Source organism: Thermaerobacter sp. PB12/4term (assembly GCF_003403315.2).
GTDB lineage: Bacteria > Bacillota > Sulfobacillia > Thermaerobacterales > Thermaerobacteraceae > Thermaerobacter.
In genome coordinates, this window is sequence record NZ_CP048407.1 from 308946 (window position 1) to 324419 (window position 15474).

12 protein-coding genes are annotated in these 15474 nt (G+C 74.3%); all 12 read left to right on the top strand.

Annotated features, from left to right (window positions below; translation table 11 throughout):
- Positions 1-33: 33 nt before the first annotated feature.
- The 12 genes from DYI95_RS01310 (at position 34) to DYI95_RS01365 (ending at position 15428) form a co-directional block, all read left to right on the top strand.
- Positions 34-1248, top strand: coding sequence for a Xaa-Pro peptidase family protein (locus DYI95_RS01310; RefSeq protein WP_116901179.1), 1215 nt, complete (start codon positions 34-36; stop codon positions 1246-1248).
- Between the two features lie 102 nt (positions 1249-1350).
- A complete protein-coding gene (gene gatC, locus DYI95_RS01315; protein WP_116901178.1) occupies positions 1351-1644 on the top strand; it encodes an Asp-tRNA(Asn)/Glu-tRNA(Gln) amidotransferase subunit GatC in 294 nt (97 codons plus the stop codon).
- A complete protein-coding gene (gene gatA / locus DYI95_RS01320; protein ID WP_116901177.1) occupies positions 1641-3110 on the top strand; it encodes an Asp-tRNA(Asn)/Glu-tRNA(Gln) amidotransferase subunit GatA in 1470 nt (489 codons plus the stop codon). The genes gatC and gatA overlap by 4 nt, the downstream gene beginning before the upstream one ends.
- A complete protein-coding gene (gatB, locus tag DYI95_RS01325) occupies positions 3107-4747 on the top strand; it encodes an Asp-tRNA(Asn)/Glu-tRNA(Gln) amidotransferase subunit GatB (protein ID WP_243149792.1) in 1641 nt (546 codons plus the stop codon). The genes gatA and gatB overlap by 4 nt, the downstream gene beginning before the upstream one ends.
- A gap of 193 nt (positions 4748-4940) precedes the next feature.
- On the top strand, positions 4941-8717 hold the full coding sequence (locus DYI95_RS01330) for an efflux RND transporter permease subunit (RefSeq protein WP_116901176.1): 3777 nt from the start codon (positions 4941-4943) through the stop codon (positions 8715-8717).
- Positions 8718-9229: 512 nt separating this feature from the next.
- Entirely contained in the window at positions 9230-9985 is a 756-nt protein-coding gene (locus tag DYI95_RS01335; RefSeq protein ID WP_116901175.1) for a heptaprenylglyceryl phosphate synthase, read from the top strand.
- Positions 9960-10838, top strand: a complete 879-nt coding sequence (gene dat / locus DYI95_RS01340; protein WP_116901174.1) for a D-amino-acid transaminase — start codon at positions 9960-9962, stop codon at positions 10836-10838. The genes DYI95_RS01335 and dat overlap by 26 nt, the downstream gene beginning before the upstream one ends.
- A 24-nt stretch (positions 10839-10862) precedes the next feature.
- On the top strand, positions 10863-11375 hold the full coding sequence (locus DYI95_RS01345; protein ID WP_116901173.1) for a metallophosphoesterase family protein: 513 nt from the start codon (positions 10863-10865) through the stop codon (positions 11373-11375).
- 114 nt (positions 11376-11489) lie between these two features.
- Entirely contained in the window at positions 11490-13292 is a 1803-nt protein-coding gene (locus tag DYI95_RS01350) for an ABC transporter substrate-binding protein (RefSeq protein ID WP_116901172.1), read from the top strand.
- 338 nt (positions 13293-13630) lie between these two features.
- A complete protein-coding gene (locus tag DYI95_RS01355; RefSeq protein WP_116901171.1) occupies positions 13631-13999 on the top strand; it encodes an NADH-quinone oxidoreductase subunit A in 369 nt (122 codons plus the stop codon).
- The gene (locus tag DYI95_RS01360; protein ID WP_116901170.1) at positions 13990-14571 is read left to right on the top strand and encodes an NADH-quinone oxidoreductase subunit B; all 582 of its coding nucleotides are present in this window, start codon (positions 13990-13992) and stop codon (positions 14569-14571) included. The genes DYI95_RS01355 and DYI95_RS01360 overlap by 10 nt, the downstream gene beginning before the upstream one ends.
- A 200-nt stretch (positions 14572-14771) precedes the next feature.
- Positions 14772-15428: an NADH-quinone oxidoreductase subunit C gene (locus DYI95_RS01365; protein ID WP_116901169.1), complete on the top strand. Its 657-nt coding sequence runs from the start codon at positions 14772-14774 to the stop codon at positions 15426-15428.
- Positions 15429-15474: the final 46 nt, after the last annotated feature.

Below are 15474 nucleotides of genomic sequence, written 5' to 3' on the forward strand. Positions count from 1 at the left end.
GGCGCACTGCACGGAGAGGGCGGCGATGGGACGATGACCGTCAACACCGGTGGCCACCAGCACGACTGGCGCATCAGCGACGCCGAGCTTCTGCGCCGGCGCCGCCGGGTTCAGGAGGAACTGGCCCGGCAGGGGGCGTCGGCCTTCATCACCTATAGCCCCACGTCCATCTTCTACCTGACCAACTTTCACTTCATCCCCACCGAGCGGCCGGCCGCCCTGGTGCTGGACGAGGGCGGCCGCTGCGGCCTGCTGGTCCCCCGCCTGGAGCTGGAGCATGCCCAGCTGGTCGCCCCGGTGGACGAGGTGAGGGACTACCCCGAGTACCCCGGCGAGATCCACCCCATGGAGCACCTGGCCCGGTGGCTCAAGGACCGGGGCCTGGGGGCGGCCCATCTGCTGGCGGAGGCCGCGGGCTACGGCTCCTCCTGGGGCTACCAGGGGCCGGCCCTGGCCGACCTGCTGCCGGAGGCCCGCATCACCGTGGATGCCAGGCTCATCGAGCGGCATCGCCTGGTCAAATCGGCCGAGGAGATCGCCCTGATCCGGGAGAGCTGCCGCTGGGGCAACCTGGCCCACGAGCTGCTCCAGGAGTATTCGGTCCCCGGGGCCAGCGAGGTGGAGATCAGCCACCAGGCCTCCCACGAGGCCACCATGGCCATGATCCGGGCCTTCGGCCGGGCACGTCGGCCGGTGGGACCGCTCTCGGCCTTTGCCGGCTTCCGCGGCCAGGTGGGACCCAACAGCGCCCTGCCCCACGCGGTGACCATCAACGCCATCCTGAAGCCCGGCGACGTGCTGGTGACGGGAGCCGCCGCCTACGTGGGCGGGTATTTGAGCGAGCTGGAGCGGACCATGTTCGTGGGGGAGCCCAGCGCCGAGCAGGTCCGGTTCTTCCGGCACATGGTGGAGCTGCAGGAGGTGGCCTTTGCTGCCATCAAGCCGGGCGTGCCCTGCTCCGCCGTCGACCGGGAGGTGCGCCGCTATTATGACGAGCACGGCCTCTGGCCCTACTGGCGCCACCACGTGGGGCACAACCTGGGCCTGCTGGCCCACGAGGCACCGTTCCTGGACATCGGCGACGAGACCCTGATCGAGCCGGGCATGGTCTTTTCCGTCGAACCCGGGCTCTATGTGCCCGGCCTGGGCGGCTTCCGCCACTCGGACACGGTGCTGGTCACCGAGACCGGGATCGAGCTTCTGACCTATTACCCGCGGGATCTGGAAAGCCTGATCTGCGGGGTGTGACGGGGGTGAGGCGACCCGTGCCTGCGGCGCCGGGCGGCGCTGCCGGTTCCTCCGGGGCCGGGAAGCCTTGGTGTATAATGGCCGCACGAGAGGAGGACGAGCATGGCCGACATCACGCGGGAGGAGGTGCGGCGCATCGCCGCCCTGGCCCGGCTGGGGCTCGATCCGGCGGAAGAGGAGCGCCTGGCCGGCCAGATGGTCCGCATCGTCGAGGCCATGGCCCAGCTGCGCCGGGTCGAGACCGGCGACGCCCAGCCCCTGACCCACGTTCTCAGCGGCCTCGGCAACGTCACCCGGCCCGACGAGCCCCGGCCGGGGACCGACCGCGAGGCGCTGCTCGCCGCCGCCCCCGATCGCAGCGGCCCATTCCTGCGCGTTCCCCGGGTGATCGAATGATGGAGGAACTCTGGTTCGAACCGGCCCACCGCCTGGCCCAGCGCCTGGCGAAGGGGGAGGTCAGCTCGCGGGAGCTGACCCGCCTCTTCCTGGACCGGATCCAGGAGCTGGACGGCACGGTGGGGGCCTACCTGACGGTGACGGCGGAGCTGGCCCTGGCCCAGGCCCGCGAGGAAGACGAAAGGCGCCGCCGGGGCGAGGCGGCGGGGCCCCTGGCGGGAGTCCCCGTGGCCATCAAGGACAACCTTTGCATCCAGGGCGTTCCGACCACGGCTGCCTCCCGGCTGCTGGCCGGCTACCGGCCGCCGTATACGGCCACGGCGGTGGAGCGGCTGCGCCGGGCGGGGGCCGTGATCCTGGGCAAGACCAACATGGATGAGTTCGCCATGGGGTCGTCCACGGAAAACTCCGCCTTCCGCATCACCCGCAACCCCTGGGATCCCCAGCGGGTTCCCGGCGGATCCAGCGGCGGGTCGGCGGCGGCGGTGGCGGCGGGCGAGGCGCCGGCGGCCCTGGGCTCGGACACCGGCGGCTCCATCCGCCAGCCCGCGGCCTTTTGCGGCGTGGTGGGTCTCAAGCCCACCTACGGCCGGGTGTCCCGCTACGGGCTGATCGCCTTCGCCTCGTCCCTGGACCAGATCGGCCCCCTGGCTCGCGACGTCACCGATGCGGCCTTGCTGCTGGAGGCCATCGCCGGGCCGGATCCGGCCGACGCCACCTCGGCGCCCGTGCCGGTGACCGCCTGGCGGGACGCCCTGACGGGGGAGGTGGAGGGCCTGCGCATCGGCCTGCCCCGGGAGTTCTACGGCGAGGCGGTGGAACCCCCGGTGGCGGAGGCGGTCCGGGCGGCGGTGGAGCGGCTGGTGGCCGACGGTGCCGTGGCGGAGGAGACCTCCCTGCCGTCGGCGGAGCACGCCCTACCCGCTTACTACCTGATCGCCACGGCGGAGGCTTCCTCCAACCTGGCCCGCTACGACGGCGTGCGGTACGGTTTCCGGGCCGAAGCCGGCGACCTGGCGGGCATGTACCTGGAGACCCGGAAGAACTTCGGCCCGGAGGTCAAGCGCCGCATCCTGCTGGGCACCTTCGCCCTGCGGGAAGGCTACTACGACGCCTACTACCGCAAAGCGCTGCAGGTGCGCCGGCTGATCAAGGACGACTTCGACCGGCTCTTCGCGACCTTCGACGTGCTGATCACGCCCACCTCGCCGGTGGTGGCCTTCCCCCTGGGCGCCCGCACCGAGGACCCGCTGGCCATGTACGCCGCGGACATCTGCACGTTGCCCGTCAACCTGGCGGGCCTGCCGGCGGTGTCGGTCCCCTGCGGCTTCGCCGGCGGGCTGCCCGTGGGGCTGCAGATCATCGGCCGGCCCTTCGCCGAGGACGCGGTGCTGCGCGTCGCCTACGCCATCGAGCAGCGGCTGCGGCTGGACCTGCGGCCGCCTGTGGGGAGGGTTGCGGCATGACGGGTGCGGCGGAAGCCCATCGCCCCCGCGACGCCGCGGCGATGCCGTCCCGGGCCGCCATGGCGCCGGCCGCGGCGACTGGGGTTGCGGTGCGCGATGCCGCTGCGGGGCAGGCCGCTGCGATCCCTGCCGCCGGCGGCCCGCGGCCTGCGGCCGGTTCGTCCGCGGAACCGTGGCAGGAGCAGGACGGGCTGCGCTACCGGGTGATCGTGGGGCTGGAAGTCCACGTGGAGCTGCGCACCCGGACCAAGATCTTCTGCAGCTGCCCGAACCAGTTCGGCGCCGAGCCCAACACCCACGTCTGCCCGGTGTGCATGGGCCTGCCCGGCACCTTGCCGGTCCTCAACCAGCAGGCCCTGGAGTACGCCGCCCTGGCGGCCCTGGCCCTCAACTGCCGGATCGCCCGGGAGACCAAGTTCGACCGGAAGAACTACACCTACCCCGACCTGCCCAAGGGCTACCAGATCTCCCAGTACGACCAGCCCCTGGCCACCGGCGGCTGGGTGGAGATCGACACGCCGGAGGGGCCGAAGCGAATCCGCATCCGGCGGCTGCACCTGGAGGAGGATGCCGGCAAGTCCGTCCACGACCAGGACGCCACGGGTACCCTCCTGGACTTCAACCGGGCGGGGGTGCCCCTGATCGAGATCGTCACCGAACCCGACCTGGCCTCGCCCGAGGAGGCGCGCCTGTTCCTGCAGGAACTGCGGGCCGCCATCCTCTACACCGGCGTCTCCGACGTGCGCATGGAGGAGGGCTCCCTGCGCTGCGACGCCAACGTCAACGTGGTGGTGGCGGGGGCCGGGCCGGGCGGGACCGATCTGCGCACCCCCATCACCGAGATCAAGAACCTCAACTCCTTCCGCTCGGTGGTGCGGGCCCTGGAGCATGAGGTGGCCCGGCACCTGGACGCGGTGCGCCGGGGCGAGCCGCTCCAGCGGGAGACCCGCCACTGGGACGAGGGGCGGGGCGTGACCCGGCCCTCCCGCGGCAAGGAGGAGGCCCACGACTACCGCTACTTCCCCGAGCCCGACCTGCCCCGGCTGGTGCTGGACGAGGCCTGGGTCGAGGGCTTGCGGGCGCGGCTGCCCGAGCTGCCCCGCCAGCGCCGGGCCCGGTACGTGGAAGAATTCGGCCTGCCGGCCTACGACGCGGGCGTGCTGACCGCCGATCCGGCCCTGGCCCGGTTCTTCGAGGACGTGGTGGCGGCAGGGGTGGCGCCCAAGGCGGCCAGCAACTGGATCATGAGCGAGGTGCTGGCCCACCTCAACGCCACCGGGCGAACGGTCCAGGACCTGCCCTTCGGGCCGGGGCAGCTGGCGGCCCTGCTCCGGCTGGTCGACCAGGGCACCATCAGCGGCAAGATCGCCAAGCAAGTCTTCGCCATCATGCTGGAGGAGGGCGGCGACCCGGAGGCCATCGTCCGGGAGCGGGGCCTGGTGCAGGTGACCGACGAGGCCCAGCTGGCGGAGTGGGTCGACCGGGCCATCGCCGAGAACCCCGAGGCGGTGGCCAACTACCGGGGCGGCAAGGAGACGGCCCTGGGCTTTCTGGTCGGCCAGGTGATGCGCTTCAGCAAGGGCAAGGCCAATCCCCAGCGGGTCAACGAGCTCCTGAGAGAGCGGCTGAAGGGCTAGACGGCCGAACCGGTGGCTCCGGCCGGGCCCCGGCTGGGCTCCCGAGCCTTCGCCGGGGGTGCCCCCGGGTCCGGAGCGGAGCGGAAACCACCGGGCCCGGAGCGGAAACCAGCGGATAAAACGGGGGCCGGCGGGCCACCCTCCCAACCGGCGGCGCCTGCGCGCCGCCGGTCCTTTTCGGGGAGGGTCCGCGGTGCCGGTATGGCGCTGGGCCATCGCACGGCCGGTGGCCACCCTGATGGCCATGGGGGTGCTGGTGTGGGCCGGGTTCTTCGCCCTGCGCACCTTGCCCGTCGGCCTGTTGCCCGCCCTGAACCCGCCGGTGCTGACGGTGGTCGCCTCCCTCCCGGGGGCCTCCCCGGAGGCCATCGACCAGCTGCTGGGCCAGCCCCTCACCCAGGCCCTGCGGACCGTCAGCGGGGTCGACGAGATCACCACCCGCTCGGGTGACGAGACGGCCGTGGTGGTCTTGCGCTTCCACTGGGGGACCGACCTGGAGGTCGCCCGGGAGCAGGTGCACCAGCGCCTGGACGCCGTGCCCCTCCCGCCCGGGACGGGCCGGCCCCAGATCCTGCGGTTCGACCCCCAGCAGCTGCCCGTCATGGAGGTCAGCCTGGCCGGTCCCGGCGATGCGGTGGAACGGGCCCGGCGGGCGGAAGAGGCCCTGCTGCCGCGGCTGGAAGCGGTGCCCGGCGTGGCCGCCGTCACCCTGCGCGGCGCTCCCGCGGAGCGGGTCGAGGTGGTGCTGGACGCCGCAGCGCTGCGGCGGCACGGGCTGGTGCCGGGGCAGGTGCAGGCCGCCGTGGCGGCTGCCGCGGCCACCGTGCCGGCGGGCGCCGTGGCGGGGAGCGACGGGAGCCGCCGCTGGCCCGTGGAGGTGGAGGGCGGGTTCCACCGCCTGGACGCCCTGGAGCGGGTGGTCGTCGGCCTGTCCTCGCCGGTGGCGGTGCCGGCTCCGGCGGCGCCGGGCGGCGTCCCCGGCGTCCCGGGCGTCCCGGGCAGCGAGCCCGGCCTGCCGCTCCCGCCCGGCAGGACGGCGGAGGACCTGCTGCTGGACCCGGGAGCGTTGCTCCGGAAGCTGGGCGGCGGGTTGCTTCCCGGCCTGTTCCCTGGCCGGTCCCGGGACGGGATGGCGGGGGCAACGGATCTCGCCGAGGCCCCGGGTGGCGCGGCCCCCGGTGGTCGAACGGGGCGGGCTCCGGGACCCGGGAGTGCCGCGGGGCTCGCTCCGGGCCGGGCTCCGGGATTCGATGGCGCCACCGGGCTGGTTGTGGGGCGGGCTCCGGGGTCCGATGGCGCGGCGCCCGGCCAGGCTCCGGGGTGGGGCGCCGCGGCCGGGGGTGGAGGGGACCCGGCCGCGGTGGCGGCCGGCGTCCTCGGCCGGGCCGCGGGGCAGGGGACGCCGGTGCTGGCCGGCGCCGTGCCGGTGCGGCTCGGCGATGTGGCCCGGATCCACATCCGGCGGGATCCGCCCGGCAGCCTGGAGCGGCTGAACGGCAGGGACGGCCTGGGCCTGGTGATCTACCAGGAACCCGCGGCCAACACCGTGTCCGTCAGCCGGGCGGTGCGCGCGGCCCTGGCGGCCGCCCTGGCCTCCCTGCCGGGCTGGCAGGCCACGGTGACCTACGACGGCGGCCTGCTGGTGGAGCGGGCGGTGCGGGGCGTGGGGCAGTCCCTGCTGGCCGGCAGCCTGCTGGCCGTGGCCATCCTCTGGCTCTTCCTGCGCCGCGGCCGGGCGGTGCTGGTCATCGCCGCCGCCATTCCCGTCAGCGCCTGCGCCACCCTGGCCGCCATGCACCTGGCCGGCATGACCCTCAACGTGATGAGCCTGGGCGGCCTTGCCCTGAGTGCGGGCGTGCTGGTCGACCAGGCCATCGTGGTGCTGGAGAGCATTGCCCGGCGCCGGAAGGAAGGCCTCCCTGCCGCCGAGGCCGCCGCGGCCGGCACCGAGGAGGTGGCGGCCGCCATCGCCGGCTCCACCGTCACCAACCTGATCGTCTTCCTGCCCGTGCTCTTCCTGGGCGGGCTGCCTGGCCAGCTGTTCCACGACCTGGCGGTGACCAACGCCCTGGCCCAGGCCGCCTCCCTGCTGGTCGCCGTCACGGTGGTGCCCGCCCTGGCGGCCTGGTGGCTGGAAGAACCGGCCGCTGCGCCGGCCGGCTCTCCAAGCCCCCAGGATGTCGCCCCTGCGCCTCCCGGCCCGCGGTCTCCCGCCCGCGGATGGCCGGCCTCCGCACCGTTCGGCCGGCCCGCTGCGCCCGCATCCGCCGCCGGCATGAGAGGGGCGGCCGCAGCCGGCCGGTTGCCGCGGCCGGTGGAGGCCTGCCTGGCCCGTCCGGGTCTGACGCTGCTGGCGGCCCTGGTGCTGGTGGCTGCTTCCATCCCGGCGGCGGCGCGCCTGGGGACCGAATTCCTGCCCGCCGTGGACGAGGGCGCCGTGGACATCGCCGTGACCCTGCCCGAAGGGGCGTCCCTGGCCGCCACCGCCGACGCCATCCGGCAGGTGGAGTCGGCCCTGGCCGGCCTGCCCGGGGTCCAGGCGGTGATCAGCCGGGCGGGCGGCGGCCCGTGGCCGGGGCAGGCGGGAGGACCGAATCAGGGGCTGGTCAGGGTCCAGCTGGCGGCAGGGGCCGGTTCGTCCCAGGCCTGGGCCGAGCGCATCCGCCGGCTCCTGGCCCGGGCCGGGGAAGGCCGCGACGGCCTCGGGGGAGCCGAGGTCACCGTGCGGCCGCGCAACCTCTGGGCCGAAGTGGGGGCCGGGGCGCCGGTGGTGGAACTGGCGGTGCGGGCTCCCGACGCCGCGACCCTGGCCCGGGCGGCGGAACGGGCCCGCCGTGCCCTGGCGGCCACCCCCGGGCTGGCCGACGTGGCGGTCGATCTGGACCGCACCGAGCCCCGCCTGGCCGTCCGGGTCGACGCGGCGGCCGCGGCGGGCTTCGGGCTGGCCCCGGTCCAGGTGGGACAGCAGCTGCGCCTGGCCCTGGCCGGCGAGACGGTGGCCCGGGCGCGGGTGGAAGGGCGCTGGCTGCCCGTGGTCCTGCGCCTCGACGAGTCGCCGGCCGGGGTGGCCACCCCGGCCCTGGCCGCGGCGGCAGGCGGCGCCGGCGGCGCGGGGGGTGCCGGGGGCCGGGAAGGTGGCGGGGGACCCCAGGATGCCGGGGGCCGGGAAGGTACCGGAGCACCGCAGGGCACCGGGGGGCCGGGCCTGGCGGGCCTGCCCGTGGCAGGAGGAGCGGGCTGGGCGCGGCTAGGCGACCTGGCCGTGGTGCGCCCCGGCCACACGCCGGCGGCCCTGGTGCGGCGGAACGGCTGGCTGGCGGCGACCCTGACGGCCCGGGTCCAGGGGATCGACCTGGGCACCGCCGTGGCCCGGGCGCGGGAGCGGGTGGCCGCCGTGCTGCCGCCGGGCGCCGCGGTGGAACCGGCGGGCACTGCCGTGCTGATGGCCGAAGGGTTCGGCACGCTGGTGCCGGCGGCCCTGGGCGCTCTGCTTCTGATCTACATGGCGATGGCGGCCCAGTTCGAATCCCTGGTGCATCCGCTCCTGATGATGGTGACCCTGCCCCTGGCCCTGACCGGCGCCGTGGCGGGCCTGGCCGCCACCGGCCATGCCATTGGGCTGACGGCGGTGATGGGGGCCGTGGTCCTGGCGGGGATCGCGGTCAACAACGGCATCGTGCTGGTCGACGCCGCGCGCCGTTACCGGGCGGCCGGTGCGGATGCCGCGACCGCCATCCGCCTGGCCTGGAGCCGGCGGCTGCGGCCGGTGTTGATGACGGCCCTGACCACTTTGCTGGGCTCCCTGCCCATGATCCTGGTGCCGGGGCAGGGCAGCGAGCTGGAGGTGCCCCTGGCGGCGGTGCTGGTGGGCGGCTTGTTCACCTCCACGGCCCTGACCCTGGTGGTCTTGCCCTGTGCCTGGCTGCTGGCCGAAGGCCGGCGACGGCCCGGTGCGGCCGACCGGGCCTGAACGGGAGTCGCCGGCGGTCCGCGCTGGTGCGCCGCCGCCGGCCCCCGGCACGCCGCCGGCGGGGGCTCGCGGTCCCTCCAACGCGGCCACAGGCCCAAGAACTTCAACCGGAGGGGGCCGCGTTGCTCCTCCGCCGCGGCCACTGGCCGTGGCACTCCGCCGGCGGGGCCCGCCGCCTCCCTTCAGCGCGGCCGTGCGCCTCGGGGACGCCGGGGCCCGGCGCGCGAGCCTGCGGGATGCCATCATCGACGTGGCGAGCTATGGTCTCCATGCACGACCTGCGCCACCTCCTCACTCCTTTTGCCACAACCGCCCAGCCAGGTGCCGCCGCCAGGCGCGTACCATCGCGCCGCGCCGCGGCTACTGCCCGCCGGGGGTGCGCGGAGCCAGCATTCGCCAGACAACAGGGCAGGGGCCGCGGCCGCCGGTGGCGAAGCGAGCCTGCCGGGCCCGCCGCGGGCCCCGTCCGCCTGCGGGCCCAGGGCCCGCGGTCATGGCATGGGGGGAAGGGGATGGACTGGCGGAACTGGCGCCATGTGGTCAAGCTGGATCCCGCCCGCCCGCTGGATCCGGCGGTCATCGCCCGGCTGCCGGCCACGGGCACCGACGCCCTGGTCCTGGGCGGCAGCGACGGCATCCGGCGCGGGGCCGTGTTCGGCCTTCTGGGTACGGCCCGGGAGACGGGGCTGCCCGTGGCCATCGAGGTCTCGTCGGTGGAGGCGGTGGTGCCGGGGGCCGACTGGTACCTGATCCCCATGGTGCTGAACACCACCGACCCCCGCTGGCTGGTGGGCGCCCACCAGGAAGCCTTTGCGAACCTGCACCGCATCGCGCCGGGCATTCCCGTTCCCTGGGACCGGGTGGTGACGGTGGCCTATGTGGTCTGCAACCCCGCCGCCACGGTGGCCCGGGTGGCGGCGGCGCGGCCGCCGGAAGGACCCGGCGCGGTGGCGGCCTGGGCGACGGTGGCGGAGAGGCTCTTGCGCGCAGACATCGTGTACATTGAGTACAGCGGCCGGTTGGGCGACCCGGCGTGGGTCGAGGCGGCGGCCGGTGCCCTGCGGAGGGCCCGCCTGTTCTACGGCGGCGGGCTGAGCACCGCCGAGCAGGCGGCGGTCATGGCCGCCCGTGCCCACACCGTGGTGGTGGGCAATGCCCTCTACCGGCCGGACGGGCTGGAATGCATCCGGGCCACCGTGCGGGGCGCGCGCCAGGTGCGGCCCGGAGAGGGAGGGGAACCCTTTGCCGCCGGAAGTCGTCTTCCTTAACGGATCCTTTGTTCCCTACGAGCAGGCCGTGGTGCCCGTGGAGGACCGCGGCTTCCTCTTCGCCGACGCGATCTACGAGGTGATCCGCTGCTACGGCGGCCGGTTCTTCCGCCTGGACGATCACCTGGAGCGGCTGGAGCAGAGCGCCGCGGCCCTGGACATCCCCCTGCCCTATGACCGGGCGCGGTGGGCGGCCCTGCTGGACGAGCTGATCCGGCGCAACGGGGTGCGGGACGGGTCGGTGTACGTCCAGGTGAGCCGCGGGGTCGCCCCGCGCAGCCATGCCTGGCCCCAGGGGCTGCAGCCCACGGTGGTGGCCATCGCCCGGCCGGGCGGCACGCCGCCGGCGGAGGCGGTGGAGCGGGGCGTCAAGGCCATTACCGTGCCGGACAACCGCTGGGGGCTCTGCTGGGTGAAGACCACCGGTCTTTTGCCCAACGTCCTGGCCAAGCAACAGGCGGCGCGGGCGGGGGCCTACGAGGCCCTGTTCGTCCGGGACGGCCTGCTGACCGAGGGCACGTCGAGCAACGTGTTCGTGGTGCTGGACGGGGTCTTATACACCCACCCCCTGGCCAACATCCTGCCCGGCGTCACCCGGGCCGTGGTCCTGGACGTGGCGCGGCAGGCGGGGCTGGCGGTGAGGGAACAGGCCATCCCCGCCGGCTGGCTGGAGCGGGCGGAGGAGGTCATCCTCTCGGGGACCAACAGCGAGGTGCTGGCCGTGGTGGAGGTCGACGGGCGGCCCGTGGGCGGCGGCCGGCCCGGACCGGTGTTCGCCCGCTTGCGGGAGGGCTACCTGGCCCGGGTGGCGGCGGAGACCGGCGCGGCGGTGCAACCGGGCCCGGGCGCCTGACGGCCTCTCCGGAAGGTGAGCCCCGTGGCGACGCGGGTCCTGGTGCTGTCCGACACCCACATCCCCGGCCGGGCGCGGGCGCTGCCCCCCGCGGTGCTGGAGGCGGCCGCTGCGGCCGACCTGATCATCCATGCGGGGGATCTGGTGAGCCTGGACGTGTATGATGAACTGGCCCTGCTGGCGCCGGTCGTCGCCGTCCACGGCAACGTGGACGGCCCGGAGGTGTACCGGCGGCTGCCGCCACGGGCCGTGGTGGAACGGGACGGGGTCCGGGTGGGGGTGACCCACGGCCATCTGGGCCGGGGACGGTCGACCCCCGAGCGGGCCCTGGCGGCCTTCGCCGGCGAGGAACCGCCGCCGGCGGTGGTGGTCTTCGGCCACAGCCATCAGCCGCTGCTGGAGCGGCGGGGCGGGGTGCTGTTGCTGAACCCGGGTTCGCCCACCGACCCGCGCTGGGCGCCGGCGCCGAGCTATGGGTGGCTGGAGCTGGAGGGGGGCGAGGCCCGGGCGCGGCTGGTCCAGCTGCCCCGGCGGTAGGGACGGGGGAAGGGCGGCCGTCCCCCGCGGCGCCGGGGCGGGGCCCGGGCAGGGCAGGCAAGACCCTTGCCGCAGCGCGCCATGGGTGAGCAACGGGTAGGGAGAGGATGGCGCTTGACCGAGCAGACGCTGAGCTGGCGGCGCCGCCTGGGGGCGGCACTGATCCTGGCCCTGGTGATCACCGCCGTGGCAGGAATCTGGCGCATGGCCGGCACCACGGGTCGCGCCCCCGCGATGCCGGCCGGCGGTGGCGCGACGCCTGCGCCGGCGCCCGGGGACGGCCCCCAGCCGCCCCAGCTGGTGCTGGGCAGCCTGGGCGGGTTTGAAGGGTGGAACCCGCTCTTGACGGAGCGCCACCCCCTGCAGCCGCTGCTCTTTCGCAGCCTGGTGCGGTACAACGACCGGATGGAAGTGGAACCGGACCTGGCCGCCTCGTGGGAGGTCGGCAAGGACGGGCGCGTCTACACGCTGCACCTGGCGGAGGCCACCTGGTCGGACGGCCGGCCCGTGACGGCCAGCGACGTGGTCTTCTCCCTGACCACTCGCCTCCACCCCCGGGCCGACCGCCTGGCGGCCTACAACCTGGCCGCCTTGAACGGCGCCGAGACCTACCTGGCGGAGCTGGAGCGGCTGGACCGGGACCGCCAGGCAGGCCTGCTGGATGAAGCCGCCTGGGAGGCCCGGGCCATGGCGGCCTACGACCGCTGGCTGGAACGGGGAGCGGTGCGGGCTCCCGATCCCCGGACGGTGGTGGTCACCTTTTCCGAGCCCTACGCGCCGGCGCTGGAGCTTTTCACCCTTCCCATCGTTCCGGCCCACGCCTTCGCCAGCCAGGCCGAGGCGCTGGACCCCCGCAACCCCTTCCATACCGGTCACCCCGTGGGTTCCGGGCCCTATCGCCTGGACAGCTGGGTGCCGGGTGTCCAGGCGCGGCTGGTGGCCCGGGAGGACCTGCCGAGGGAGCAGGCCCCCGGGTACCCGGTGGTGGTGGTCCGGTTCTTCCGCGATCAGGAGGAGCTGGACCGGGCGGTGCTGGCAGGCGAGGTCGACGCCGGCAGGCTTTCGCCGGAGGCCGCCCGCCGGGTGGTGGCGGGCCAGGAGCCGCTGCGCCTGGTGGAGTTCCCGGACCTGGGCTATACCTATCTGGCGTACAACCTGGCCGACCCGATCCTGGCCGACCCGGCGGTGCGCCAGGCCATGGAGCAGGCCGTGGACCGGCCGGCCCTGGTGGGCGCGCTGTTCGGCCGCTATGCGGAGGTGCTGGCGGGACCGGGCCTGCCCGGGACCTGGTGGGCGGCGACCCAATCCCCGCCGCGCTATGATCCGGAGGCCGCCCGGGCCCTGCTGGAACAGGCCGGGTGGGTCGACGGCGACGGCGACGGCGTGCGCGAGCGGGGCGAACAGCAGCTGGCCATCCGTATCATCACCCACCGGGAGAACCGCTACCGCGAGGAGGCGGCAGACATGCTGGCCGGGTTCCTCCGCCAGGTGGGCATTGCCGCCGAGGTGCAGGTGGTGGACTGGCCCGACCTGGTGGCAGCCCTCCGGGAGGGCCGGTACCAGGCGGCCCTGCTGGGGGTCGGCGTGGGCGTCGACCCCGACGGGTACGCCCTCTGGCACTCCACGGGCCACCTCAACTTCACCGGGCTGCACGACGCCGAGGTGGACCGGCTGCTGGAGGAGGGCCGGCGCGGCGGGGACCGGCGGGTGATCTACCGCCAGGTCCAGCAGCGGCTGGCCGAGCTGGAGCCCGCCCTGTTCCTCTGGCAGGAGATCCTGGTGCTGGGCGTGCGGCAGGGGGTGGAAGGCCCCATCAGCGGCTCGCCGGGCGGGTTCTTCTGGAACGTGGCCGCCTGGCACCCGGCGGACGAACCCGGCCCCACCAGCGGGCCGGCGGCGGCAGGGGGCGGGACCTAGAAGGCCCGCCGGCAGGCGGTGCAGGGTGGCCGGCGGGCCCGGCCCGCACCGGCTCGGGCCCCGGTGACCGCGGCCTGCGGGGACCCGGTTGCCCGCCGGGGGGAGCCCCGGGCGGCGCCCCGGGAGTCCACGAGGCCGCATGGCGCTTTGGTTGACACCCATTTTTGCTTCTCCATATAATGTGGATGGCTTTCGGGCGGGCTCCGTCATGTTCCGAATTTCACGAAGTCCCGCCCGTCGCCTTTCTTACCTCTTGCCCGGTGACGCCTTCCCGGTAACGCCGGCCGGTAGACGGTGTCCGGTGGCGGCAGCCCGCCGGGGGAACGGGGGTCGGCCAGTTGGATTCCCGGATCTGGATCGACGTGCTGGTCTTCCTCATCGCCGGGGCCAGCTTCCCCATGGTCAACGTGGCCGTGAGCCGGCTGCTGCGGCGCGACTGGCGCGAGCCCAGCAAGCTCACCACCTACGAGACCGGGATCCGCCCCTACGGCGATGCCCGCGTGCGGTACAGCATCCACTATTACATCTTCGCCCTGATCTTCCTGGTGTTCGACGTGGAAGTGGTCTTCTTCTATCCCTGGGCCGTCCGCTTCCGCGAGCTGGTCCAGGCGGGTCCCTTCGCCTTCATCGAGATGGCCCTGTTCATCGTCATGCTGGGTGTGGGCCTGATCTACGCCTGGAAGAAGAAGGTGTTACGATGGGCGTGACCAACCCGCGGGTGACGGGTCCCTCCGGCATTACCCTGGCCGACGTGGCCTGGGACGAGACGGACCCCGAGCACCTGATCGACCGGGCGGCGGAGCGCCTGCCGGGCGTCTGGGAGTACCTGCCCGGCGTGATCACCACCAACCTCCAGACCCTGGTCAACTGGGGCCGCAAGAACTCCCTCTGGTACCTGCTCTTCGGCATTGCCTGCTGCGCCATCGAGATGATGGCGGCCGGCGCCTCCCGCGTCGACCTGGACCGGCTGGGGTCGGTGTTCCGTGCCTCGCCGCGCCAGGCCGACATGATGATCGTGGCGGGGACCGTCACCGAGAAGATGGCGCCGGTGATCAAGACCCTGTACGACCAGATGGCCGAGCCCAGGTACGTCATCGCCATGGGCGCCTGCGCGTCCAACGGCGGGCCCTACTACCAGGGCTACAATGTGGTCGACGGGGTCGACAAGATCGTCCCTGTGGACGTGTACGTGGCCGGGTGCCCGCCGCGGCCGGAAGCGCTGATCTACGCCATCATGAAGCTGCAAGACAAGGTGGCCCGGGCGAACCTGCCGGCCTGAGATCCGTTGGTGCAGCCCCGCGGGGAGCGGGGCTGGCGTTTGCCTGGGGCCCCGCACCGGCGGCGGCCGCCGGAGCGGACGAGCCGGCGCCAAGGGCCGGGCCCGGCTGGATCCGCCAGGCAGGACGCCGGTGCGTCCCGGCTGCCTAGGCCCGGCGGCCCCGGCCCGGCGGCGTGCCCGAAGGATGGGGGGAAGAACCTGTGGCCGAACACCCTGAGGCGGCGCCCGCCCAAGCCGGGGACGGCCGCCCGCTGCACACGCACCAGGACGACAAGCCCCTTCTTGAAGCGCTGCCGCTTCCGGCGGAGGGGACCTTCGTCGATCCCAAGGCCAAGAAGAAGGCACCCGCCGGAGAGGCTGGCGCCGAGCCGGGGGTGGATCCGGTGGTGGCCCGCCTGCGGGAAGCCTTTCCCGACGTGAGCTTCGATCCGGTGGCTGCCACCGCCGACGGCTGCCCCATCGTGACCGTGCCTGCGGAGCGGTGGCTGGAGGTGGCCCGGTTCCTCCGCGACGATCCCCAGCTGGGGTTCGACTACCTGTCCGATCTCTGCGGCGTCGACTACAAGGACGCTCTGCAGGTGGTCTACCAGCTGCGGGGAGTGGGCCACGACCGGCGCCTGACGGTCAAGGTCAACGTGAGCAAGGAGCAGCCGGAGGTCCCCAGCGTGGTGGAAGTCTGGCCCGGCGCGGGCTGGCATGAGCGGGAGGCCTTCGACATGTTCGGGGTCCGCTTCAGCGGCCACCCGGACCTGCGGCGGATCCTGATGCCGCCGTGGACGCCGGACGACGTGTTCCCGCTGCGCAAGGACTTCGTCGACCGGCGGCCCAAGCGGGAGCGCAAGGTGCGGCCGCGCTGACGGCGGCGGAGGGACCGCCTGCCGGTGCGCCGGCCCGGCGGAGCGG